Origin of the sequence: Staphylococcus borealis, assembly GCF_001224225.1 — a bacterium.
In the GTDB taxonomy this organism is placed as follows: domain Bacteria; phylum Bacillota; class Bacilli; order Staphylococcales; family Staphylococcaceae; genus Staphylococcus; species Staphylococcus borealis.
In genome coordinates this window covers 268,461-292,703 of record NZ_CUEE01000001.1, presented here as the reverse complement: position 1 = coordinate 292,703, position 24,243 = coordinate 268,461, and the positions used below count along the sequence as shown (strand labels likewise).

21 protein-coding genes are annotated in these 24,243 nt (G+C 34.1%); 12 read left to right on the top strand and 9 right to left on the bottom strand.

Going from position 1 to position 24,243, the window contains the following annotated elements:
- Positions 1-14 precede the first annotated feature (14 nt).
- Complete coding sequence (locus AK212_RS01475; RefSeq protein WP_154392005.1) at positions 15-1,283, top strand: MrcB family domain-containing protein; 1,269 nt, start codon at positions 15-17, stop codon at positions 1,281-1,283.
- A 478-nt stretch (positions 1,284-1,761) separates the two neighbouring features.
- Entirely contained in the window at positions 1,762-1,953 is a 192-nt protein-coding gene (locus tag AK212_RS01470; protein ID WP_053028767.1) for a hypothetical protein, read from the top strand.
- A gap of 151 nt (positions 1,954-2,104) precedes the next feature.
- Here AK212_RS01470 and AK212_RS01465 read toward each other — a convergent pair whose 3' ends face one another.
- The gene (locus AK212_RS01465; RefSeq protein ID WP_053028766.1) at positions 2,105-2,371 is read right to left on the bottom strand and encodes a DUF1413 domain-containing protein; all 267 of its coding nucleotides are present in this window, start codon (positions 2,369-2,371) and stop codon (positions 2,105-2,107) included.
- 189 nt (positions 2,372-2,560) lie between these two features.
- On the opposite strand from AK212_RS01465, the gene AK212_RS01460 reads away from it, so the two are divergent.
- The 3 genes from AK212_RS01460 (at position 2,561) to AK212_RS01445 (ending at position 6,019) form a co-directional block, all read left to right on the top strand.
- Positions 2,561-3,256 carry an SDR family oxidoreductase gene (locus tag AK212_RS01460; protein WP_053028765.1) on the top strand — a complete coding sequence of 232 codons (696 nt, stop codon included), beginning with the start codon at positions 2,561-2,563 and terminating at the stop codon, positions 3,254-3,256.
- A 114-nt stretch (positions 3,257-3,370) separates the two neighbouring features.
- On the top strand, positions 3,371-4,603 hold the full coding sequence (locus AK212_RS01455; RefSeq protein WP_053028764.1) for an acetylornithine deacetylase: 1,233 nt from the start codon (positions 3,371-3,373) through the stop codon (positions 4,601-4,603).
- Between the two features lie 276 nt (positions 4,604-4,879).
- Positions 4,880-6,019: a hypothetical protein gene (locus AK212_RS01445; protein ID WP_053028762.1), complete on the top strand. Its 1,140-nt coding sequence runs from the start codon at positions 4,880-4,882 to the stop codon at positions 6,017-6,019.
- Positions 6,020-6,216: 197 nt separating this feature from the next.
- On the opposite strand, the gene AK212_RS01440 is transcribed toward AK212_RS01445, so the two are convergent.
- The 3 genes from AK212_RS01440 to AK212_RS01430 all read right to left on the bottom strand — a co-directional run bounded on the left by AK212_RS01440 (position 6,217) and on the right by AK212_RS01430 (position 11,778).
- Positions 6,217-8,382 (bottom strand): RNA degradosome polyphosphate kinase, encoded by a 2,166-nt coding sequence (locus AK212_RS01440; RefSeq protein WP_053028761.1) that lies wholly within the window; start codon positions 8,380-8,382, stop codon positions 6,217-6,219.
- A gap of 96 nt (positions 8,383-8,478) precedes the next feature.
- Positions 8,479-10,020, bottom strand: coding sequence for an exopolyphosphatase (ppx, locus tag AK212_RS01435; RefSeq protein WP_053028760.1), 1,542 nt, complete (start codon positions 10,018-10,020; stop codon positions 8,479-8,481).
- 213 nt (positions 10,021-10,233) lie between these two features.
- A complete protein-coding gene (locus AK212_RS01430) occupies positions 10,234-11,778 on the bottom strand; it encodes an AbgT family transporter (protein WP_053028759.1) in 1,545 nt (514 codons plus the stop codon).
- Between the two features lie 270 nt (positions 11,779-12,048).
- On the opposite strand from AK212_RS01430, the gene AK212_RS01425 reads away from it, so the two are divergent.
- Positions 12,049-12,867, top strand: coding sequence for an SDR family oxidoreductase (locus AK212_RS01425; protein WP_053028758.1), 819 nt, complete (start codon positions 12,049-12,051; stop codon positions 12,865-12,867).
- Positions 12,868-12,941: 74 nt separating this feature from the next.
- Here the strand turns inward: AK212_RS01425 and AK212_RS01420 are convergent, their stop codons facing one another.
- On the bottom strand, positions 12,942-14,018 hold the full coding sequence (locus tag AK212_RS01420; RefSeq protein WP_053028757.1) for a M42 family metallopeptidase: 1,077 nt from the start codon (positions 14,016-14,018) through the stop codon (positions 12,942-12,944).
- A 160-nt stretch (positions 14,019-14,178) separates the two neighbouring features.
- On the opposite strand from AK212_RS01420, the gene AK212_RS01415 reads away from it, so the two are divergent.
- Positions 14,179-14,646, top strand: coding sequence for a YehR family lipoprotein (locus tag AK212_RS01415; RefSeq protein ID WP_231119743.1), 468 nt, complete (start codon positions 14,179-14,181; stop codon positions 14,644-14,646).
- 60 nt (positions 14,647-14,706) lie between these two features.
- Here AK212_RS01415 and AK212_RS01410 read toward each other — a convergent pair whose 3' ends face one another.
- Both AK212_RS01410 and AK212_RS01405 read right to left on the bottom strand, forming a co-directional pair.
- The gene (locus AK212_RS01410) at positions 14,707-15,993 is read right to left on the bottom strand and encodes an O-acetylhomoserine aminocarboxypropyltransferase/cysteine synthase family protein (RefSeq protein WP_053028755.1); all 1,287 of its coding nucleotides are present in this window, start codon (positions 15,991-15,993) and stop codon (positions 14,707-14,709) included.
- A 305-nt stretch (positions 15,994-16,298) separates the two neighbouring features.
- Positions 16,299-17,876, bottom strand: a complete 1,578-nt coding sequence (locus AK212_RS01405) for an FMN-binding glutamate synthase family protein (RefSeq protein WP_154392007.1) — start codon at positions 17,874-17,876, stop codon at positions 16,299-16,301.
- A gap of 188 nt (positions 17,877-18,064) precedes the next feature.
- Here AK212_RS01405 and lnsB point away from each other — a divergent pair, with 188 nt between their 5' ends.
- From lnsB to AK212_RS01385, 4 genes are all read left to right on the top strand, one after another.
- Positions 18,065-18,847, top strand: coding sequence for a CPBP family lipoprotein N-acylation protein LnsB (gene lnsB, locus AK212_RS01400; protein ID WP_053028754.1), 783 nt, complete (start codon positions 18,065-18,067; stop codon positions 18,845-18,847).
- Between the two features lie 51 nt (positions 18,848-18,898).
- Entirely contained in the window at positions 18,899-19,699 is an 801-nt protein-coding gene (locus tag AK212_RS01395; RefSeq protein ID WP_053028753.1) for a CPBP family intramembrane glutamic endopeptidase, read from the top strand.
- 430 nt (positions 19,700-20,129) lie between these two features.
- Positions 20,130-20,792 carry an ABC transporter ATP-binding protein gene (locus tag AK212_RS01390; protein ID WP_053028752.1) on the top strand — a complete coding sequence of 221 codons (663 nt, stop codon included), beginning with the start codon at positions 20,130-20,132 and terminating at the stop codon, positions 20,790-20,792.
- Complete coding sequence (locus AK212_RS01385) at positions 20,785-21,570, top strand: ABC transporter permease (RefSeq protein WP_053028751.1); 786 nt, start codon at positions 20,785-20,787, stop codon at positions 21,568-21,570. The genes AK212_RS01390 and AK212_RS01385 overlap by 8 nt, the downstream gene beginning before the upstream one ends.
- Positions 21,571-21,648: 78 nt before the next feature.
- Here the strand turns inward: AK212_RS01385 and AK212_RS01380 are convergent, their stop codons facing one another.
- Positions 21,649-23,115, bottom strand: a complete 1,467-nt coding sequence (locus AK212_RS01380; RefSeq protein WP_053028750.1) for a sensor histidine kinase — start codon at positions 23,113-23,115, stop codon at positions 21,649-21,651.
- On the bottom strand, positions 23,105-23,785 hold the full coding sequence (locus AK212_RS01375) for a response regulator transcription factor (protein WP_053028749.1): 681 nt from the start codon (positions 23,783-23,785) through the stop codon (positions 23,105-23,107). Before AK212_RS01375 ends, AK212_RS01380 begins: the two co-directional genes overlap by 11 nt.
- Before the next feature lie 151 nt (positions 23,786-23,936).
- Between AK212_RS01375 and AK212_RS01370 the strand changes: the two genes are divergently transcribed.
- On the top strand, positions 23,937-24,167 hold the full coding sequence (locus AK212_RS01370; protein ID WP_053028748.1) for a hypothetical protein: 231 nt from the start codon (positions 23,937-23,939) through the stop codon (positions 24,165-24,167).
- Positions 24,168-24,243 lie beyond the last annotated feature (76 nt).

Genomic DNA, 24,243 nt, shown 5'->3' with positions numbered 1-24,243 from the left:
TAGAGGGATTCAAGATGATAAAAGATATAAAAAATGTTTTGAATTTGATAAAAATGAAAAATAGTGAAGATGTCAGAACGAATAAAGATTGGGACCTAAGTGACAAGTATTCATCAATTATTGAAGAATTATTGCCAAAACAGCTAGAAAATTTATCTAATAATAAAGACCTTTTAACTACTGGAAGTGTTGGAAAGGGAAATTATAGTATGGTTCCATGGGTTACTACCTTTAACACTAATATAACTAAAAGCACTCAAAAAGGTTACTACATTGTTTATTTATTTCACCCCGAAGGCAAAGGAGTATATCTCTCTCTAAATCAAGGTTGGAGCGAAATAAAAGAAAAAACTTTGGGTGTGAAAAAAGCTAAAGAAAAAGCACTTGCCCTTTCAAAGTATTTAGCGTCATATCTGGATGATAATAACTTTGAAGTAGGTAGATTTTATTATTCAAATAATAAGGATAGTAAATATGATAAATCGGATTTGCCAAGTGGATATGCTCACGGTTCAATTATTTATAAGTATTATGATTTTGAGACTGAAGTGTATACCGAGGAGATGATGATTTCAGACTACAAAGAAATGATTAAATTACTTAACGGTTTAGTAAATAAAATTAATATAAATGAATATAACGCTTTATTATTAAATATTAATGAAATAGTAACAATAATAGAGACTAAAGAACTTAATGAAAGTATTAATGAAAATAAAAATATTCAAATGTCTCAAATAGATAAACCCAAAGCTTCCACGTATGCAAAAAAATATAAGACCTCTACTAAAAAACAGACTGATGACGACATTGAAAAAGCCCATAAAGAAAACAAAATAACGGGGCAAATTGGAGAAAAATTAGCTTATCAATATTTTATGAATTTAATTGAAAAAAATATATCTGATAAAAATTTACAAGAACAATTTATTAATACAATTGATACGTCTATGGGTGAACTGCACGGATATGGATATGACATGACTGCTTTTGATCCTCAAAATTTAGATAGTCCAGTTGAAAAATATATTGAAATTAAAGCCACTAAATCTAAAAAAGAGGATGAACCTTTTTACTTATCATTAAATGAAATATATGCCATGTATGAGAACCCTCAAAAATATTTGATATTCAGAATTATAGGATTAAATAGTAAAACACCTAAGTTTTATATTATTGATCCATATGAAAACTATGATGAATTTGAAAGTGTAGAGGATTTAATAGAGAAAGTCTTTAATGCCGAGTGTATTCAATTTAAAATATTTAATGTTAAATCATGATCTTATATTTTAAATCGTAAAAATTTTAAGTGTTACCATATTAATCAAACTATAGAATATACATCATAGTTAAGAGGGGTAACATAAAAGTATAATTATCTGAACCTAAGTGCTTTAGCACATTGGTGAGTAGTTCTAAGATAGATAACGTAGCGAAGTTATAAGACTCCTAGCGGAAAAGAAAGTGTCTCAAGACTACAGGCTTGAGCCTTTCCCGCAGGAAAGCGAAATAACTTAAGCAAGTGAATATCTATCTAAGAACTACTTTTTAGTTTTTTTTCAATATGAAATCGTCCCAACAAAAATAAGCAAATATTAATACTGGATGCCATTTATATTCCACATACATAAGCATCTTCAATTATTATCATTTTCAAAAAAGTGAACTATTTGTGAAAAGTATCACAAAAGGCTTTAAAAATTTTTAAAAGGGTGTATGATAAGAATTGTAAGGAATAAGTAATGGGAAGTGATACTGATGAGAAAAGTAATTGAAGAAGTTGTTTTTTCTGATGAAGGCAGTTACGAAATTTATTTAAAAACTGGTGTTAATCAAGGAATGATCGGTGATATTAAAGATGGCTACTTGACTATCGATTCTATTCCGTACATTGATGCAGAACGACTATATTACTATGGACTCGAACGTAAAACACTCGTTACAAATTAATTCAAATTGAATGGCCTCCTATTAACATTCAAGAACCTTATATGCCTTCGTTGGTGAGCAGTCGAAGGCATACCATAAATATACCCCTAATCATTCTGGAATAATGTGTTGAAAGCCCGTATCTTACCATAGAGATACGGGCTTCAGTGTATTATAAGTTTTTGAAATTCTTCTTAACTTCATTGTATTGGTATTCTTGATTATATAACTTGAATTTATACCCTTCTTGACTAGAGAATGGCATTCTTACACGTGGTATTTCGTCCAATTGTGCGATAAATTCTCTTTCTTGGCGTGTGCGTTGTTTCACACTCATATTCATCCATTCGTCCTCACTATATAAATCGATGAAATGGAATGAGAAACTTGTTCTACTCTTTTCAGCGCGTAACGCTTGAATACGTTCTTCAAATGTCATTGCGTCTCCTCCTATCTTTCTATATGCCCAATGATTTACGTATATACATTAACTTTAATACGTTTTCATAAAGATTACAATTCTTCTCAGTATTTTCATGATAATATTTCCCGGGAACAATCATGAAGGTTTAATGTATATGAAATAAGGTAATGTATTCAATGAATCTATAGTAAAGGATGAAGTAAAATGACAGAATTAAATGGACGTGTAGCAATTATTACCGGTGCAAGTAGTGGTATCGGAGCAGCAACAGCGAAAGCACTTGCGACACAAGGTGTGAAAGTCGTCTTAGCTGGACGTAGTGAAGATAAATTAAACCAAGTCGCACAAACATTAAATGAAGAGGCCGTACACATTGTACCTACAGATGTAACCATTCAAACAGATGTTGATGCATTAGTCGCTCAAGCCATCGATACATTTGGACAGGTCGATATCTTTGTTAACTGTGCAGGCCTTATGCGCTCTTCTAAAATTACAGACTATCAAGTTGACGCATGGGATGCAATGGTAGATACAAATATTAAAGGCCTTCTATATAGTCTGAATGCGATATTACCTAAATTCGAGGCACAAGGATCAGGACATGTTGTGAATTTAGCTTCAATATCTGCGAATGAAGTTTCTAAATCCAGTGCCTTATATAGTGCAACGAAATCTGCCGTACTGATGATTTTTAATGGCTTAGAAAAGGAATTAGCCAAAACAGGTATTAAAACGACAAGCATCTTACCAGGTATGGTGGATACACCAATGACAGAACATAGTGACTTTGGTGGTCGTAAGAAACTAGATCCTGAAAACATAGCAGATGCGATTGTTTATGCACTAACACAACCAGCACATGTCAATGTAAACGAAGTAACTGTGAGACCGGTATAATAGTCATAGGTGTTTCTTGTCATTTGGCAAGAAACACCTTTTTTGTAATCTTTATCGTGATACACTGGTAATGAAGGACGTAGTGGGGGATTATGATTTAAAGGAGTGACGAAGATGGAGGAACGTCTTTATAACTTGTTGGAATTGCTAGTAAATTACAATACGGAGAGTCCACCGGGACGTAATACCGACCCATTACAAGATGAGATAGAAACATTATTAACACGTTATGGCTTTAGCATTCAACGAGAACAACTGTATAAGAATGATAGTATTATTGTCGCAACGTTAAAGGGTGAGGACCCTGAAGCACCGAAACTCATATTAAATGGACATGTTGATGTAGCGTCAGTCGATGATGATTCGAATTGGCAGTATCCGCCTTTTCAATTAACTGAAAATGAGGGCTGGTTATATGGACGTGGTGTCAGTGATATGAAAGGTGGTATGGCATCGTTATTCTATGTACTTGAACAGTTACATCAACAAGGTCGACAACCTAAAGGCGATATCATTGTACAGTCTGTTGTAGGCGAAGAAGTTGGCGAAGCAGGTACAAAGCGTGCCTGTGAAATTGGACCTCAAGCAGACTTAGCACTCGTGCTTGATACAAGCGAGAATATGGCACTTGGTCAAGGTGGCGTCATTACGGGTTGGATTACTGTGAAGAGTAAGAATACCATTCATGATGGTGCACGTAGTCAAACCATTCATGCTGGTGGTGGGTTATTTGGTGCGAGTGCCATTGAGAAAATGACAAAAATTATACACGCTCTAAATGACTTAGAACAACATTGGGCAGTGATGAAACATAGTCCGGGTATGCCACCTGGTGCCAATACGATTAATCCAGCAGTCATTGAAGGTGGACGCCATCCTGCCTTTATTGCAGATGAGTGCCGTTTATGGATAACCGTTCACTATTTACCAAATGAACGTTATGAAGATGTTGTCGCAGAGATAGAAGATTATTTGAATCGTGTAGCTGAAGCGGATATTTGGCTACGTGAGAACCCATTACAATTTGAATGGGGCGGTGAATCAATGATTGAAGATAAAGGTGAAATCTTCCCAAGCTTCACTATTCCGCTCAATCATCCTGGTTTTAAACAATTACAATCAGCACATCATCATGTTCATGGCACAGACTTAAAACATGGTATGAGTACGACAGTAACGGATGGTGGCTGGACTGCACACTTTGGCATTCCTACGATTTTATATGGACCTGGTAGTCTAGAAGAAGCACATAGCGTAGATGAGAAGATTGAAGCATCGGAACTTCAAACTTACAGCGATGTGCTATATCATTTCTTAAATCATTGGTACGATCATCCAGAAAAATAATAGATTTAAGATAATGTGTTTTTCTAAATTGATAAAGTACTATCTATTTTATAAAACATACTAAGATTAGCTATGAAGAAAACTATGACGATAGATTTCTTCATAGCTTTTTTTATAGTTGTAGAGAGAAGTGGACTGTACGCTCCCTTAAATTTTAAAGTATTATAATTTATATTTTGCATATAAGAGCTATTAATTTTATTTATAGACATTATATGTCTCTATCATTTGATAATTTTTAAATAAGTAAATATAAAAGTATAGGGGAAATCATGAATGGCAAATATAGATATGCAAAGTATAGATTTATTTAAAAATAAATATCGCTCTTATTCTCAAGATAAAGTTTTAAGAAATATGAATAGTGGTGATTTAGAAAATTATTTTTTGATGGTTTATAGTTTGCAAGATACAATAAATAAAGGTCAGAAAGAATATAATAAATTACTTAATGATAATGTAAATAGAAAAAATAATAGTTTGAGTGATATAGATAGTAAATATAATGACTATGTTAATAAACATGGTGTTGAAAATTATGATGAAAACTATAAATCAGTATTTTTAAACTATAATAATAGACTATTTAAAATTTTAAAATATACTAATACAATTTTTACAATTGCAAAAGTAATTGGAATATTAATTGTGTTTTTGATTTCTAAAATTTTTGTAGCAGGATTATTACCGTGGTATTTAAATATTTTAGGCATTACTTCTTTGCTTGCTGGGATTGCATGTGGTTATATATTTTCTAAGTTTTGTGATGGCTTAAAAATAAGGTTTAATAATTATATTGCCGAGAAAATAAAACCTGAAGACGAATTAAGTAGAGCAAAAGTTGAAGATCAAAAGATGATTTATACAAAAAGCCAAATTTATAAAGATTTGCATATAGAGGAACAAAAAAACCTAGTTAATGTAGAATATCAAAGAATTGATGCTGAGATTAGAAGAAAGTATGCTGCGGTATATTCTAAATTTGAAACTGAATTAAATAAGCTTTTAATATATTTACCAAATGATTTTAGAGACAATAATACGGTTTCAACTTTGTATGCTATTTTAAGTATTGGATATGGCGATGACTGGAAAGAAATAATTAATGTGTATAGAGAACAAAAAAATATGAATGAACTTAAAAATCACCTTAATGACATTCAATCAACTTTAAATTTAATGAATAAGAATATAATTGATACAAATGTGAATACAACAAATGCTATTTTGCAACAGGGTAATCAACAACAAATGTTATTAAAAGAAATAAATGTTGGAGTAAATCAATCTAATGCTAATATACAAAATTTAAATAATGACATGAATTTAGCTTATAAAAAAATCAATCAAAAACAAAAAGAAATTTATGAAGAGTTGTCAGACATGAATGCCCACAATTCATTTAAAAAATATTAAGATAAGTATGTTGAATTAACTGTTTATTAAAGAATTTTTGTAGGGATTAACTCATAATGAATAAATCTTTTTATAGATTTATTAGTCAGAGAGTTTTTCAATTCAAAATGTATAAAAAATAAAGCAGTGAAGTAATCTATAACTATAAATTACTTCACTGCTAATTTTGTATATTTATAAATAATATTATAATGACATTACTTTTTTAATGAACGACGAATACGGTTCATCCAATTTGCACGACGTTTCGATACGACGGGCATGCCTGAAGGTTGAGCTGAACGTTTTTTAAGTTCTTGGCCATATTTAATCGCTTCTTGCATTAAATAAACTTGTGAATTTAATGGTGACAAGTTATTTTCTACATAATGGTAATGACCATGTTCGTCTTGGAAACGTCCTTTTTGGTTATCAGATAATTGTAAATCCATAAAGTCAACTAAACGTTTACCAATCTCTTTATCTTCAACTGGGAATAGGATTTCTACACGTTTAATCATATTACGTGTCATTACGTCAGCTGATGATAAGTAAATACGTTCATCGCCATTATTATGGAAGTAATAAATACGAGAGTGTTCTAATAATCGACCAACGATACTTACAACTTCAATGTTTTCACTAATGCCTGGGATACCAGGTTTTAAGCAACAAATACCACGAATAATGAGTTGAATCTTCACACCGGCTTGTGATGCTTCGAATAATTTTTCGATGATTGTTTTGTCTGTTAATGAGTTCATTTTCATCATAATTTTACCGTTACCATGTTGAAGGTGACTGCTAATCTCTTTGTCGATTCGGTCGATAAAGACGTCACGAATATCAAATGGTGCAACGATTAATTTATTGTATTCTGGTTTAACAGAGTACCCACTTAAATAATTGAAGAAGTTAATTGCATCTTCTGCAATTTGTTTATTTGTAGTGATAATACCCATATCTGTATATAATTTCGCAGTTTTGTCATTATAGTTACCTGTACCCAAGTGAACGAATGACGTTAATTCGCCACCGACACGCTTAACTACTAATGCGATTTTACTATGTGTTTTCAGGTGTGTCATACCGTATATCACGTGACACCCTGCGTCTTCTAACATACGTGCCCAATGGACATTGTTTTCTTCATCGAAGCGTGCTTTTAATTCCACAAGTACGGTTACTTGTTTCCCTTTTTCTGCGGCTTCTTTCAAACTCTTAATGATAGGTGAGTCTTTACTTACACGATACAATGTTTGTTTAATTGCAATCGTATTAGGGTCATCTGCCGCTTCACGGATAAAATCAACGATCGGTTCGAAAGATTCGTACGGATGGTGGAAGAAGATGTCACGTTTCAATGCAAGTTCGTATAAATTGTTGTTTCCTAGTGAACGTGGAATTTGTGGTGAATATTTCTCATAAGTGAGATAGTTTAATTTATGAGATAAATGATCGACTAAACCAAAGATAAATGTTAAATCTAGTGGTCCATTAAGGAAATAAACATCTTGATGATCCACTTCTAATGTCTCGATAAGCCAATCAAGATCATCTGGATTAGCGGTACGACCATCAACTTCTAGACGTACTGCTGAACCACTCTTACGTTCTTTAAGGAAACGTTCAATTTCGATAAGTAAGTCTTCTGCGCCATCTTCATGAATCGTTAAATCAGCATTTCTTGTAATTCTGAAAGTAAATGTATTTAAGACTTCATAACCAGTAAATAAATAATTGATAAAGTAAGTAATTACGTCCTCAACCATCACAACATACTGTTTAGCACCTTCATTGTAAGTTAGAAATCTTGGAATAAGTGATGGTATTTGAACGATAGCTGAATTGATGGCATCTTCAGTGTCAATATCAACGAAGATGTTTAAACTTTTATTATTAAGCTTAGGAAACGGATGGTAAGCATCTATGCCGAGTGGTGTTAAGGTTGGCAAGATAGTTAATTTGAAATCTCTTTCTAATTTATCTAATATTGGTTCAGATAATTCGTTTGGTTCACACATCACAATTTCGTAATCTCGAAGTTCAGTCATTAATTCATTGTAGCGTTCATATTGCTTATCTACATATTTTTTAGCTTTTTCTTGGATAGCATCAACTTGTTCTTGTGGTGTCATTTGTGCTTTGTTTTCAGGTTTATCATATCCCATTTTAACTTGGTCTTTTAAACCAGCAACACGAACCATGAAGAATTCATCTAAGTTTGAACTAAAAATAGATATAAAGTTTAATTTTTCAAGTAGCGGATTGTTTTTATCATAGGCTTCTTGAAGTACACGATAGTTGAAATCAAGCCAACTTAATTCGCGATTGTTATAGTATTGCGGTAAGCTAATATCATTTTCTCCCAATTGAGTTTGCATTCCAAATACACCTCGTCATTTCCTCAAATATGCGTTGTTCTTTTCAATTAGTAAGTAAAAGGCATAACATCCTAACTTTAAGATAGCATACTTGTTTTAAGATTTTGTAAAGATGATAGAAACATTTCCTTTAAGTATCTTTTCAATATGTTTTTTCTGTCTATTTGCTTGATATTCTTCGGCAATAGGCTCGCCTTCTGTATAAAATACAGTTAATTGATAGTCGTCGTCGCCTTTTTTCTTTTTCTTCAATTCGACATCGACAACAAAGCTTGTTTGTGAAATGTTTAATGCGTTAATGAATTTAATAATGCCACCTAATGTTTGGATTGAATCTATTTCCTTATTGCTGAACCAATCCGTTTCTTGGCAATAGAATTTCAATAGTGATTTATTTTTAAAGCTGGCAAGTAACGCCAATTTTACTCGGTCCTTATGTGTATAGCCATTTATCATTGAGTTAGCAATGATGTAATACGTGTGTGGAGAACTTGAATCAGAATCGATGAAACTACCAAGATAGTATATATAAGCGCCTTCTTCAAAGAGACGTTGCTCATTGTCGTTAATATCTAAATCTGCGATATCAATGAGTTGTGATAATAACGATTTAGCTAGTTTGAGACGCGCTTGTGAACTAACATCTTCAATCTTGTATTCACGTGCTAAGAAATGGATGGACTCTTTACGGACGTTATGTTTATCAAAGACGTCAGGGTAGCGTTCACGAACTTGTTTCATGACATAGCCTTCACGTAGACCGTTTCTTGAGAATGTAAACTGCTTTGCGTCTACAATTTTATATAATGTTTTGAATACGGATACCGCTGGAAGGATAATATCTGCACGATCACGACTTAAACCATCAAGGTTGGTTAAATCATCACGATCGTTTTTACGAATGATATCAAAGACTTCATCGATATCTTTATTCGTCATTGTGTAGTTGTGGACACCGCCAATAGGATATGAATGCTCGGCTTGATGAATACGCGCAACATTTCGAGCGGAACCACCAACACCCACAAGCGCAACCTTTTGATCTTTAAGCCATTCTAACGATTCAAATTGTTGTGATAAGAATTTCTCCATATCTTTAATAGCACCTTTGTCATTGTGCGCTTTGTCATTGAAGAATTTTCTTTTGAGTGTCACGACACCGAAAGGGAAGCTGTGAGATTCAAAAAGTTCTTTATCTTTAAATAATGTTACTTCAGTCGAACCACCGCCGATATCAACGGATACACCATTTTCGATTTCCGTCGTATGTGTGATTGCATAGTAACCGTAGTAGGCTTCGTCCGATTCAGGTACGATTTTAATATCGATGCCTACTTCCTTTTTAACTTCCTTGACGATTTCGTCATTGTTTTTAGACTGACGAATTGCTGCTGTAGCAATCGGATGTAACTCGGTTACATTGAATTTATCTGACACAGATTTGAAACTGTGTAGTGCATCAATGAGTACTTTTATGCCGTCTTTACTCATCTTATTATCTTTAGTGAGATATTGGCTTAGACGTGCAGGGGTCTTAATGTTGAGCAATTCATTAATGCCTGTCGCTTTATTAAAGTTGAAAATAACTAATCTGATTGTGTTGGATCCAATATCTACTAAACCTATTCGTTCTTCCATCGTGTCCTCCTAAATGCCTAAAATAATGTTAATAATGAATACACTTCTATACCTTTATTTTACCGTAATATCACGCTTTGAAAAAGAGAGAGTGACATAATTATTGGTAATAAGTAAAAAATTTTGTAAGGGATTACATATAAATAAACCTTCTCAATAAATGAGAAGGTTTTTACATAGATTTGCGTTTTAATTATCACGATGTATTGCGAATTAGTGTGGAATTTTGACAGGGCCACCTGGTCCGAGTGGAATGCCAAGAAGGTACCACGCAATGACGAATAAGGTCCACACAATACCTAATGCGAAGGTGTATGGCATTAAACTCGAAAGTAGAGAACCTAGTTTCATATTTTTATCATACTTTTGCGCATAAGATAGCACCAGTGGCATATAAGGCATCATTGGTGTAATAGGGTTTGTAATAGAATCACCGACACGATAAATCATTTGTGTAAACGCTGGATGATAACCGAGTAGAATCATCATTGGTACAAAGATTGGCGCAAGAATACCCCATTTAGCAGATGCGCTTCCAATAATTAAGTTAATTAAACTACTCAATATGATAATGCCGATGATGAGCACAATCCCATTTTGATGTTGTAATAATTTAGCGCCATAGACTGACACAATAATCCCTAGATTACTCCATTGTAAAAAGGCGAGTAATTGAGCGGCAAAGAAGACGATTAATATAAATGATCCCATAGAACCAAGTGAGTCACTAATCATGCTACCTACATCTTTGGAATTCTGAATCTGTTTACTTAAAATCCCGTAAACAATCCCAGGAATTAAGAAAATAACGAGGATGACTAAGCCCACACCATTAATTAATGGAGAATCATCAATAAGACTTCCAGTTTTTGCGTTTCTTAACCAACTACTTTCTGGTAGGCAACAAATGATTAACGCTACGATGAGTATCACGAAAGACATGTTTGCCCAGAACAACGCTTTTTTCTCTGTTGGCGTAATATGTGATGATGTTTCCTCATCTTCATCGTAATCCGCTTGACTCGCATCATAGTCGCCTAAACGTGGAATAACAACCTTTGTTGTAGTGAAATAAATCACAGGAAGTACCAAGATCACACTCGCTGCAATAAAGTACCAGTTCATTGCAACATTAATCTTGACACTATCTGAAACAATCTTCGTTGCAGGTTCTGTAAATGCATAAACAAGTGCATCCTGCATACCAATTAAGAAGTTGGCACCAAATCCACCTAGTGATGACGCATAGGCCATTGCAAGACCAGCGATGGGATGATAGCCAATCTTAATAAAAATCATTGCAGCAAGTGGCGGCAAGATGACTGTTGCTGCATCGCCAGCTAAGCTGCCTAATATACCAATTAAAATAATAGTAGGTACAATGATGCGTTTTGATGCGCGATTCACAACTGAAATCATTAATTTATCAAAGTACCCTGATTTCTCAGCAGCACCGACACCAATCATTACAGCTAATACAAGACCAAGTGCAGGGAACTCTGAGAAGTTCTTAATGGCATCATTCATAATCATGGCGATACCTTCAGTACTCAGAATACTCTTTATATGTATGGTATCTCCATTTCCTGGATGCTTAACCGATACATCAAACAGAGAAACGATCCAAGTAATAACGGCTAAACCAATACACATTAAGAAAAAGAGCATGGCAGGGTCTGGTAATTTGTTACCAGCTTTTTCTACGCCATTAAGTAATTTATTAACGATAGATGTTTTTTTATTTGTTTTAGTGGTCATAAAATGGCCCCCTTTGTTCGTTAACACAAAGTATAACAAAATGTTTTTTAAAATATAGCAATTTTCAGAAATTTAAATATAAGAATTGGTTATGTATAAGATAAGTACAATAATATTAGCTTATGTATATAGAATTAAATCATGTTTTTAAGGGTAAGCGGTATCATTTTCGGAATAGGGTTTGAGTGCATTTGAAGTGTGGAAAATATATATTGAATAGATACATTTAGTTTCATTAATAAGATTGGAAAAATAGGAGTGAAGGCCTTTATGAAACGTTTAGAAAATAAAATTGCAGTGATTACAGGTGCAAGTACAGGTATAGGGCAAGCATCAGCAAAAGCATTAGCTAATGAAGGTGCTCATGTATTAGCGCTGGATATTTCAGATGAATTAGAAAAGACTGTTGAAGCAATCAATAACAATGGTGGCAAAGCGACTGCGTATAAAGTAGATATTTCAGATGATCAACAAGTTCAAGATTTTGCGGATAAAGCTAAAGCGACATATGGACGTGTAGATATTATCTTTAATAACGCAGGTGTGGATAATGGTGCAGGTCGTATTCATGAATATCCTGTAGAAGTGTTCGACAAAATCATGGCAGTGGATATGCGTGGGACATTCTTAGTAACTAAGTTCTTACTACCATTAATGATGGATCAAGGGGGTTCAATTATTAATACGGCATCATTCTCTGGTCAAGCTGCAGATTTATACCGTTCAGGTTACAATGCGGCTAAAGGGGCAGTGATTAACTTTACTAAATCGATTGCGATTGAATACGGCCGTGAAAATATTCGTGCAAATGCCATTGCACCAGGTACTATTGAGACACCATTAGTGGATAATTTAGCAGGAACGTCTGAAGATGAAGCGGGTAAAACATTCCGCGATAATCAGAAATGGGTCACTCCACTTGGTCGTTTAGGTAAACCTGAAGAAGTAGGTAAACTCGTGGCTTTCCTAGCATCTGATGATAGTTCATTTATTACAGGTGAAACAGTTCGAATTGATGGTGGTGTTATGGCTTATACTTGGCCTGGAGAGATGCTAAGTGATGATAGCTGGAAGCACTCAGTAGAATAGAAAAACATCATATTATTTAAAGGGAGAGGGACAGAATTCAAAAGAATTCTGTCCCTCTCCCTTTCCTTCGCAAATTACCATTTTATTCTGTTATAAGCATCATCGTTAAGTGAACGAACGATTTCAGTTACTAGGCGAACTGAATTTTCATAATCATCTGTGTGTAATACAGAAACATTTGAATGCATATAACGTAGCGCTACACCGATGGAAATGGTAGGAATACCCTCATTCGCTACATGGATACTACCAGCATCAGTACCGCCACCAGCAGTGGTATCCCATTGCACAGTAATGTAATGTCTCTTAGCTACTTCTTTAATATGTTGGCGTAAGCCTTGGTGGGCAACATTTGATGCGTCCATTAAAATAACGACAGGGCCATTACCTAAAGTCGTATCACTACCAAGTTGATTCATACCCGGTGTATCATAGGCCACTGCAACATCTACAGCAATAGCAAGATCAGGTTTGATTTTATTGGCAGCTACTTTAGCACCGCGTAATCCCACTTCTTCCTGTACAGTTGCGCCTGCATATAGATCAATGCCGATATGTTCATCTTTGAGACGTTTTAATACATCGACAGCAAGTGCACAACCATAACGATTGTCAAAGGCTTTAGCCGTTAAATATTTACCATTCGCAAGTTGCTCAAATTCACTGTATGGTGTAATCATGTTGCCCACTTCGATACCGTGATTTTCAGCGTCTTCTTTACTTCTTACACCAATATCTATAAACATGTCTTTAATTTGGATTGGTTTCTTACGTTCTTCAGGATCTAAGACATGTGGTGGTTTTGAGCCTATAAGACCACGAATCTCAGTACCATCATCGGTTGTGATAGTTACTTTTTGAGATAACATGACTTGATTCCACCAACCACCAATTGGTTGGAATTTAATAAATCCATTATTATCGATTTTGGTTACAATAAAGCCGATTTCATCTAAGTGACCCGCTACCATAAGTGACTTTGTACCATTGTCACTCGCTTTTTTACCAAAGATGCCACCTAAGCCATCTTCAACAATTTCATCACTCACTGGCTCTAAATAGGATTTCATCTTTGCTTTAACATTGTGTTCATAACCAGCAATGCCGTTAACATCGGTCAATGATTTTAATAATTCGATTGATTCTTTCATATGCACACACTTCCTCACGTCATTATTTACTCATATTGTAGCATGTCGGCATTTGATTTTCTGAAAAAAGTGTTTCTAATACGAATTATCTGGTAATGATATACATAATAAGATAAAGTAAATGCTATAATTTATTTGAAAATGACATAGTGGGAAGTAGATGAGTATGATGAAAAAGTGCTTTATGTTAACGATATTATTAGTGTTAAGTGTCAGTATATTAGGCGCATGTAGTAAAGAGCGTTCTAAGACTTATGAAGGGGACATGGATGGTAAGCATGTGTTAACTACATTGTCTTATAAAAAGAATAAAGTAGTTAAACAATCAACAGTAACGACATTGAAATATAATGATTTCGGTATGTCTAAGAAAGAAGCTAAGAAGATGTTTGAAGATCACCGTCAACTGAAAGATTTAAAAGGTGTATCTTATAGTTTAAAGCATAATCATGAAAAGTGGGTTGAAACAATTGATATTAACTATAAAAAAGCAGATATCAAAGCAGTCAAAAATCATTTTTCTTTAATGTCAACGTCTAAAAATGACAAAAAAGTCAATATGGAAGGCACTGTAAGAGAATTAAAAAAACTGGGCTTTAAACAAAAAAGTAATATGACAGATGAATAATGAATCAAAAAAGCTGTAACGACGATGAATGTTCAGGTCGTTACAGCTTATTTTTATGACTTAAATGATACTAAGTGCATCGTTTAAGTCGTTAATAATATCATCAGCATTTTCAGTACCAATAGATAGGCGAACCATTTCTGGAAGTACACCGGATTGTCGTTGTTCCGCTTCAGTTAATTGTTGATGTGTTGTACTTGCCGGGTGGATGACGAGTGACTTAGAGTCACCTACATTTGCAAGTAATGAGAATAGTTGTAATTTATCAACGAAGCGAGCAATATCCTCAACTGAACCATCTACTCCAAATGTAAGAATAGCACCTTGTCCTTTAGGTAGGTACTTTTTAGCTAAGCTATGATATTTGTTGTCTTTAAGGCCAGGATAGTTAACCCAAGTAACTTTAGGATGTTGCTCTAAAAATTGAGCAACTTTTAGAGCATTTTCAGAATGACGTTCCATACGTAAATGTAGTGTTTCCAAACCAATTAAAAATTCATGAACATTGTAAGGTGATACAGCTGAACCTAAGTCACGTAATAATTGAACACGTGCTTTAGTAATATATGCAGCTTCTCCGACATCATTAGTATATGAAATGCCATGATAACTTGGGTCAGGTTCGACTAATCCAGGGAATTTGCCGTTATCCCAGTTAAATTTACCACTATCTACAATAATGCCTCCTATTGACGTACCATGACCACCAATAAATTTAGTAGCTGAATGGATTACAACATCAGCACCGTGTTCGAATGGACGACATAAATAAGGAGAGGCAAATGTATTATCAATGACAAGTGGTAAACCATTATCGTGAGCAATTTTTGCTACTGCTTCGATATCTAATACATCAATGGCTGGGTTGCCGATAGTTTCGGCATAAATCGCTTTCGTTTTATCATTAATTACTTCATTAAAATTGTTAGGATCACTAGGGTCAACGAAGTGAACTTTAATGCCTAGCTTTTTAAATGTAATGTTTAATAAATTATAAGAACCACCGTATAGGTTAGATGATGCAACGATTTCTGAACCAGATTCCACAATATTGAGTAATGCAAGTGTGATAGCTGCTTGACCTGAAGAGGTCGCTAATGCACCGACACCACCCTCTAATTGGGTGATACGAGCTTCAAAGACATTCTGAGTTGGGTTCATAATTCGAGTATAAATATTACCTGGTTTAGCCAGTGAGAATAAGTCTTGGGCATGTTGTGTGTCATCAAAGACATAACTAGATGTTTGATAAATAGGGACAGCACGCGATTTAGAGAATTCATCGATTACTTGACCGGCATGAATTGTTTGTGTTTCAAATTTCCAATTTGGATGATTGTCTGTCATGAGTATTACCTCCAATTAATAGAATATTCCGATAATTTACTTTTAATTATTATACAGTACTTTAAAATGAAATCAAACTGAATTAGTAGGAATTAAGATGGGTTGGTGTAGAATTTTGAACGACTTATATATAGTACATTAGCTAAACTCAAGAATAACTAAGAAAGAAGCTGTGACATAAAGTTCTTGGATATGTAAAAAAGACAATTCCTAATTAAATAATATAGAAATTGTCTTCTTTAAGTATTTAAATGTTGTCTCTAACTATTATCACTATCTAGTTCTCATCTCGATTTGTAAACAAGTTAACTTATTAATTTCAGTTTGTAATCGACAATGTCTTCAATTGAACCATCTAAACGTTTAATTACAATGTGATCACTCGTAATGTCATTCGGACTTTGAACACCGACGGCAGCGGCGATGTTAAATAAGCCTTCGTGTAAACTTGTGATATAGTTTGTCACACGATATTGCTTCTCATTAACAATTAACGCTTTCTCTTTCTTAGGATCTGTCGTTGCAACGCCGACAGGACATGTGTTCAAGTGACATTGTTGACTCATAATACAGCCAACACTAATCATCATACCGCGAGCGATATTAACTAAATCAGCACCTAGTCCTAAGGCAATTGCTACTTTATCTGGTGTAATTAACTTACCTGAGGCAAAGATTTTCATTTTATCTCTGATTTGGTGGCGTTCTAACATTCCAGATACGATTGGAAGCGCGGTAAATAATGGAAGACCAACACCATCTTGTAATTCTTGGAACGTAGCACCGGTACCACCTTCACCACCATCAATGGTAATAAAGTCAGGATAAATGTTCATTTTAATCATTGTTTGCACGAGTGATTCAATTTCTTCCACTTTACTTACAACAATTTTAAAGCCTACAGGTTTCTGACCTAATTGGCGAAGTTTATCAACAAATTGTAATAAATCTTCAGGTGAGTCAATAAAATCGAAGCGGTTCGGTGAGTTAATCGTTTTATACGGTTCGATATTTCTAATTTTGGCAATTTCTTCTGTAACTTTATTGCCTTCCATATGACCACCACGTGTTTTGGCACCTTGCGCCAGTTTAATTTCAAAGGCTTTAACTTCTTTGTGGTGTGCTGTTTTTAGAAATTGTTCGTCACTAAAGTTACCATCTTTATCACGAACACCGAATAGACCAGGCCCAATTTGAAAGATGAGGTCGCCGCCACCTTTAAGGTGATATTCTGACAAGCCACCTTCACCGGTATTCATCCACGTGCCTGCACGAGCTAAGCCTTGTGATAATGCAGTGATTGCACGACCACCTAATGCACCATAACTCATGCCTGATTGACCAACCAGTCGTTTTACTTTAAAAGGATGTTCCAAATCATCGCCTAGAACGATGGCATTATCGTCCGTTAAGTAGTATGGATCAATGTCTGTTTGGTCACGATGTTCATCACGTTTGAATAATCGCTCGCTATCTACTTTATAGACAAATGTTGAAATCATAGCGTGATTATCAATTTGTAATTCATGACGTTGTAATGGGAACATGGTGTTACGTATGTAAAATCCATCTTGATATGCGCGTTGTGTCCCGAAACTAGACATTCGAGAATTGTATTTACCGGCTAGAACGATATTTGTGTACTGAATTCTTGAAAATGGTTTCCCCTCTGTATCATTCGCAAACAAATATTGGCGTAATTCCGGGCCAATCTTCTCTGCGAAGTAACGTACACGTCCTAGAACAGGATAATTACGTAAGACACTGTGTTGATCTTGTCCTTTATCTTTAAATAACAACACAAGTACCAAGCCGATTATTGAAAGTATGACAATAAATATCATTACGTTCACAATAAACTGCATTACTGTAAGTATAGAAATCACTATTATTTCTCCCCCTTCAAACCTTCTACAATTTAAATCATACACCAATGTAAATCTTTTACAATTTAAAATAAGAAGAAATTTACGATTTTTTAAAATTATTAATATGTTAGGTTAACAAATGGTATATGACATAGATGTATTTCGATGATAAAGTATGACTTACAAGATGTATGAGGTGACCTATGAAGAAAAGAAAAAAGGCAATCACGCATGAGGTTTCTACAAATCAATGGGGGAGTTCTCAAATAGTGAAGAAAGATTTCTTATTGATTCCTATTTACATCATGCTCCAAATTTTAGTACCTATTATTATTGTGTTTGGCGTTTTAGGTATCTATGCAATGATAACGCAAGATCCACCGCCACTTTATTTATATAATTTAACGTTAAGTATCAGTTTTGTCATTGCTCAATTTGTCGTTATCGTTTCATTTTTTGCGTTACATAAATATGATATTGCTGATGTCGCATTGAGACAGTATCGTATAGCTAAACGTCATTACATACCGTTAATCATTACAGTGACACTATTTGCACTACTACTGTTTTATGCGATTCATGTTGTAGCGCAGTATCTACCAAAGCCTATAGGTTATGATATTACACAGGCGCAACTTCGTTTAGAAGGCTTATTTAATCATCCGAGTGCAATTGTATTTACCTTTATTACTATGGTTGTGTTACAACCATTGATCCATGAATTAATTTATCGACATTTAATGATTCATGAACTTGGGAAAAGGCTAAATGTTAGTGTCGTCATTGTGTTGAGCATAGTGATTGAAGTAGGCGTACAGGTTTATGACTTTATATCCGTTATGGAAGTCATACCTTATTTCATATTATCATTAGGGGCGATCGTTATATATATGAGAACTGGCAAGAATTTAGCAGCATCATATCTGTATCATAGCTCTGTACAATTCATCTTATTTATTATTACAATGATAGAAAGATTCTTTTAAATATTGAGCATGATTAAACATACATCGTTAAAAAAAGATAAGGAGAGACATATGACTTTTGAAAATGAACATGCGCAAGAAGCATCAAAGCAAGCACCATTCAAAAATGAATTTGCATCGAAACGAATTGTGAAACGTGATTTTTGGTTAATACCAGGATATTTAATCATTAATATTGTACTGCCGTTGATATTAACGATTGTTACAATGATTATGATTATGGCGATTACAGGGCAGACATCCGAAGCGCCAATGATGAAGCAAGTGATGGGAATTAATCAAATCTTTGTTTTATTAGGGCAGTGCCTCTTATTACTATTGTTTTATTTAATGCATCGTAAGTCGCTCATCCCATTAGCAATTCAGCGCTTTAAAGATTTGAAAAAACATATCATACTAATCGTTGTTGTACTCATTGCGATGTATTTGGCACAATATATATATGGTAACTTGATAGAATTATTACCTGAGAAATATCAGTTTAGTAATACTGAAAACAATAAACAAATCGAAGAGCTCTTCAAGACAAAATGGATTTGGCCCGTATTGTTCCTAGATATTGTTATCGTAACGCCAATTGTTGAAGAATTGCTCTTTAGACATTTAATTATTCATGAACTTGGTAAGAAATTAACATACGGCGCAATGTACGTTGTTTCAGTCGTGTTATTTGCTAGTTTACATGTGTTAAGTGCATCATCTCCATTTGAAATTGGTCCATATCTTATTATGGCAATTGGATTTGTGATCGCGTATCACTACAGTGGACGGAATCTAGCAACGACGATTACGTTACATATGATTAATAACTTAATATCGTATGTTACTATCATCATTCCGCTGATTTGGTAAGTGATGCATTAAATTAGAAGTAAGATACAGTGTTTCAAGAAATGTCAACTTGAAGACACTTATCTTACTTCTTTTTTTGTTATTATAGATATAAATAATGCTCATGGGCGTGGGACAGAATTCTTTTGAATTCGTCGTCCACTCCCAGCTTGCTTTGCTTTTGGAATTTCTTAATGAAATTCTCTCTGCTGGGGCCCCGACTCCCAACTTGCTTTGCTTGTAGAATTTCTTAGTGAAATTCTCTTTGTTGGGGCCCCGCCCACCTTCGCAAGGATGACTAGAACTGAGAAAAGCTTGATTTAAGCGCCTTCTCAGTTCAGTCAGCTACTGCGAATTTGCTAATTAGCATGTTTATATTATTTATGTCCCAGACTGATTTTAATTTATTTTTAATCATAACAGTGTTTATTATGAGGAGGTTGGTAAAAGGATGTTATTAGATGTCAAACATTTATCATATAAAGCGGATAGACGTATGATACTTAAAAATATTAACTTTCAATTAGCTGAGGGAGAAGCAGTTGCCATTATTGGTCCCTCTGGTAGTGGTAAGAGCACATTTTTAAAGCAAATCAATAATTTAATTAGCCCGACGGATGGGGAACTCTATTTAAAAGGGAAGCCATTTAACGATTATCCTCCTGAAACATTACGAATGAAGATCAGTTATTTAATGCAACAGAGTCAGCTCTTTGGCGAAACCATTGGTGATAACATGTCATTTCCAGCGTTAGCGCGAGATGACCGCTTTGATAAAGACAAAGCAATGGATTTACTAAAGAAAGTGAACTTAGGTCAATATGATTTGAATTCTAAAATTGAACATCTTTCAGGCGGCGAGCGTCAGAGGATTACGATTGCCCGTCAACTCATATACCGTCCAGACATATTATTATTAGATGAATCTACAAGTGCGCTTGATACACAAAATAAGCAGACCATTGAAAATATGATTTTCGACATGGTAAAAGAAGGTGTATCCGTGTTATGGATTACACATAGTGATGATCAAAGTATGAGACATTTCCATAGACGAATTACAATTAGCGATGGTGAAATCACGAAAGAGGAGGCTTTAAATCAGAATGAGTAATACAGCGCTTTGTTTAACTGCTTTATTATTATTAATTCCCATCTTTATTTCATATAAAGAAGGATTACATATTATTAAAGATTTAGTTGTAGCTTCCATACGCGCAGTTGTACAGTTGATTATATTAGGATTTATCTTGCATTATATTTTCAAAATTGATCAAGCGTGGATATTAATGTTAGCGGTATTAGTGATTATTATTAATGCGTCATGGAATACGATTAATCGTGCTTCGCCAGTAATGCATCATGTCTTTTGGATTTCGTTTATCGCCATTTTTATTGGAACAGCGTTACCTTTAACGGCTACTGTGTTGGCAGGGGCTATCGATTTTAAAGCCAACGAAGTCATTCCAATTGGAGGCATGTTAGCGAATAATGGATTAATTGCGATTAATTTAGCGTATCAAAACTTAGACCGTGCCTTTGTGAAAGATATTACCGACATTGAATCTAAACTTACATTAGCAGCGACACCTAAATTGGCATCTAAAGCATCGATTAGAGAGAGTATACGTCTTGCAATCGTACCTACAATAGACTCGGTTAAAACATATGGTCTCGTTTCGATACCAGGTATGATGACAGGTTTAATTATTGGTGGCGTACCACCATTACAAGCGATTAAATTCCAATTACTTGTCGTGTTTATTCACACAACAGCGACAATCATGTCAGCCCTAATTGCAACTTATTTAAGCTATAATCAATTCTTTAACGTTCGTCATCAACTCGTTGCACGCAATAGCGCACTCAATGCACCTGATGATGAAGAATAGACGAAATGAGAAGTAAGGACGTAGGACAGAATTTTATTTCAATTCGTTGTCCCACGCCCTTACTTTTTTAGATAATATTTAAGAGTCATCCACCAATAATATATGGAAATGAACGCCTTGTTTAGATGGTAATAGTGTGATTGCGCCATGATGATAATTCACAGCATCTTTAATAATCGATAAACCAATACCGTGTTGTGCTTTATGCGCTTTCGATGTATACGACTGATTAAATAATGTATCTATATTTGAATGTGGTATGCCTTGACCATCGTCAACGTAATCAATCATTAACTTATTTTCAATTTTAGAAAAAGTCATATGAATGTTAGGATTGATTTCATTATGATCAATACTATTGTTGATTAAATTAATTAATAGCCGCTCGAAATACAATTTATTACCGTAAAATGTGGCGTTATCTTCTAAATAAAAGTGACATGTTATAGAATCGTAACCGATAATGTGTGTGATTCGATTGACCGTGGATTGAATCGGAAAATCTTCTTTATCTTGTTTTGTCTGGTTCGTTTCCATATCAAACGTTTGGTTCAAACTATCAATCAAATCACTCATAAATGTTGCTTTCTCCGAAATAAGTTGAACATAAGATTGCGTCTGTTTATCGGCCTGGATGAGCTTAGAATAACCATAAATAGTTGTTAGTGGCGATTTCAAATCATGAGAAATTTGGCTAATCCATTTTGATTTGTAATATGATATTTGGTTATGATAAAACTTATCAGACAACATTTGTTCATTTAATTGTGACAAAGAAGCATCCAATTCAGGATATGTACGACGATTCTTAAATCGCTTTCGCTTCGACGTAGGCTGATGCAGTTTACCTAACGATAAATTACCAATCCAGTCAATATAAAAAGATAACGGTCTTGTGAGTCGCTTCGAAATTAACATTGCCGTTAAAGCAATTAAGATGATGTTAACGATGATAAATGAGATGAACAGTAAAATATATGTGTTTTTACTATCATTGAATGCTTCGCCAAAATTATCATTCCACAATATCGTTCTTTGTCCTGGATTTCTTACAAAATGAAGTTCATTGTTTGAAACCGAATAGTTGTAACGATTGAAATCAAGTGTAGCGATACTATCAAGCAGTTGTGACGTCTTGATTTCATGACCATTTGTTATTTTAGGTTGTTCAATTTTATCTTTATAAATATAAACAAGATAGGTTCCTTCTTTTGATATAACTGAATTCGCATTATTGATATTTTTTAACAGTGTTGATTTTATGTTTGTATGACGCTTTGATTTAGGATAGAGAATGTCGCCATTTTTTCGAACAAAATATAAGTCAACATGACGCTTTTCGGCAAGTGATTTTAGATTATCATTGGGTGCTTGAGTGATGCCATACGTCTCTAAGTATGTAGGTTCAATTTCATTAATATCCCAGTAAATATTAGGCAATACTTTAAAAAATAGTATGATCACTAAGATACATGTAATAGTAAAGTTTAGAAGGACAAATATCGTCATATACTTAAGAAATTTTAATGTGAATTTATTGATCATCGCGATCTTCCTTAAACATGTAACCTTTACTACGTACAGTTTTAATCATTTTAGGTGCATTCGGCGTGGCTTCAATCTTCTTCCGTAATGTTCTAATATGGACCATTAAAGTATTATCATCCACGCCGGTATCATATCCCCAGACTTTAGCATAGAGTTGATCTTTAGTCAGTACTTGGTTTTTATTGTTAATAAGATAAGTTAATAAATTATATTCACGATTTGTCAGGTTGATCGGTTTGTCATTAACAAATACTTCCATACTGTTGAAGTTGATGGCTAAATCTTTATAATGGTACGTCGATTGATCTGTATCATTTAAATGTAAAGAAACTCTGTAGTACAACTCCATCGGATCAAATGGCTTTTTAATATAATCGACAGCCCCATGTTCAAATCCTTTATATACATCGATATTTGTTGCCTTCGCAGTCACCACGATAACGGCAGTATCCTTTAAATCAATATATTTAAGTAATTGATAACCGTCTTCAGATCTTAAGTTTAAATCCAATAATATAACCTGAAAGCTGAAATTCAATAGTTCATATTTTGCATCTTCAATATTATCGACAGACTTGATACGTTGTATCCCTTTCGTACTTAAAGATAATGTCATTAACGCATTAATATCTTTATCATCTTCAATAATGAGAACGTCGTCGTTCATGAATACCACCTCATTGTCTATCTTATACAACTTTTTAACATTTAACTATTCTGATAATGATGATTTAAGGAAAAATTAAGATTAAACTAAGTAGCATTTAATTTAAAAATTTTAGTATATAAGTAAATCAATAAGCAAAGGAGCAAATGAAATGAAAGTCATTTCCAATGTGCTTGGGTTTATCATACTTATCCTTGTTTTATTTAATATACTCAGAGTTTTAACAAGCTTAGTTGAATCATATTTTAATATGAATTTTGGTATTGATGGTGTACTACATAATCATTACGTCATTTATGGTGCGCTCGCATTACTTGCCATTTGTGCCTTTCTACAAGAACTTATCGAACATCGATACAACAATAATGAACAAACCTTTTAAAACATAGGGGAAGAAAAATATAATTGAATATTATATAATGGAACAGTTACGAAATTTGAAGAACAGTGCGTAACTG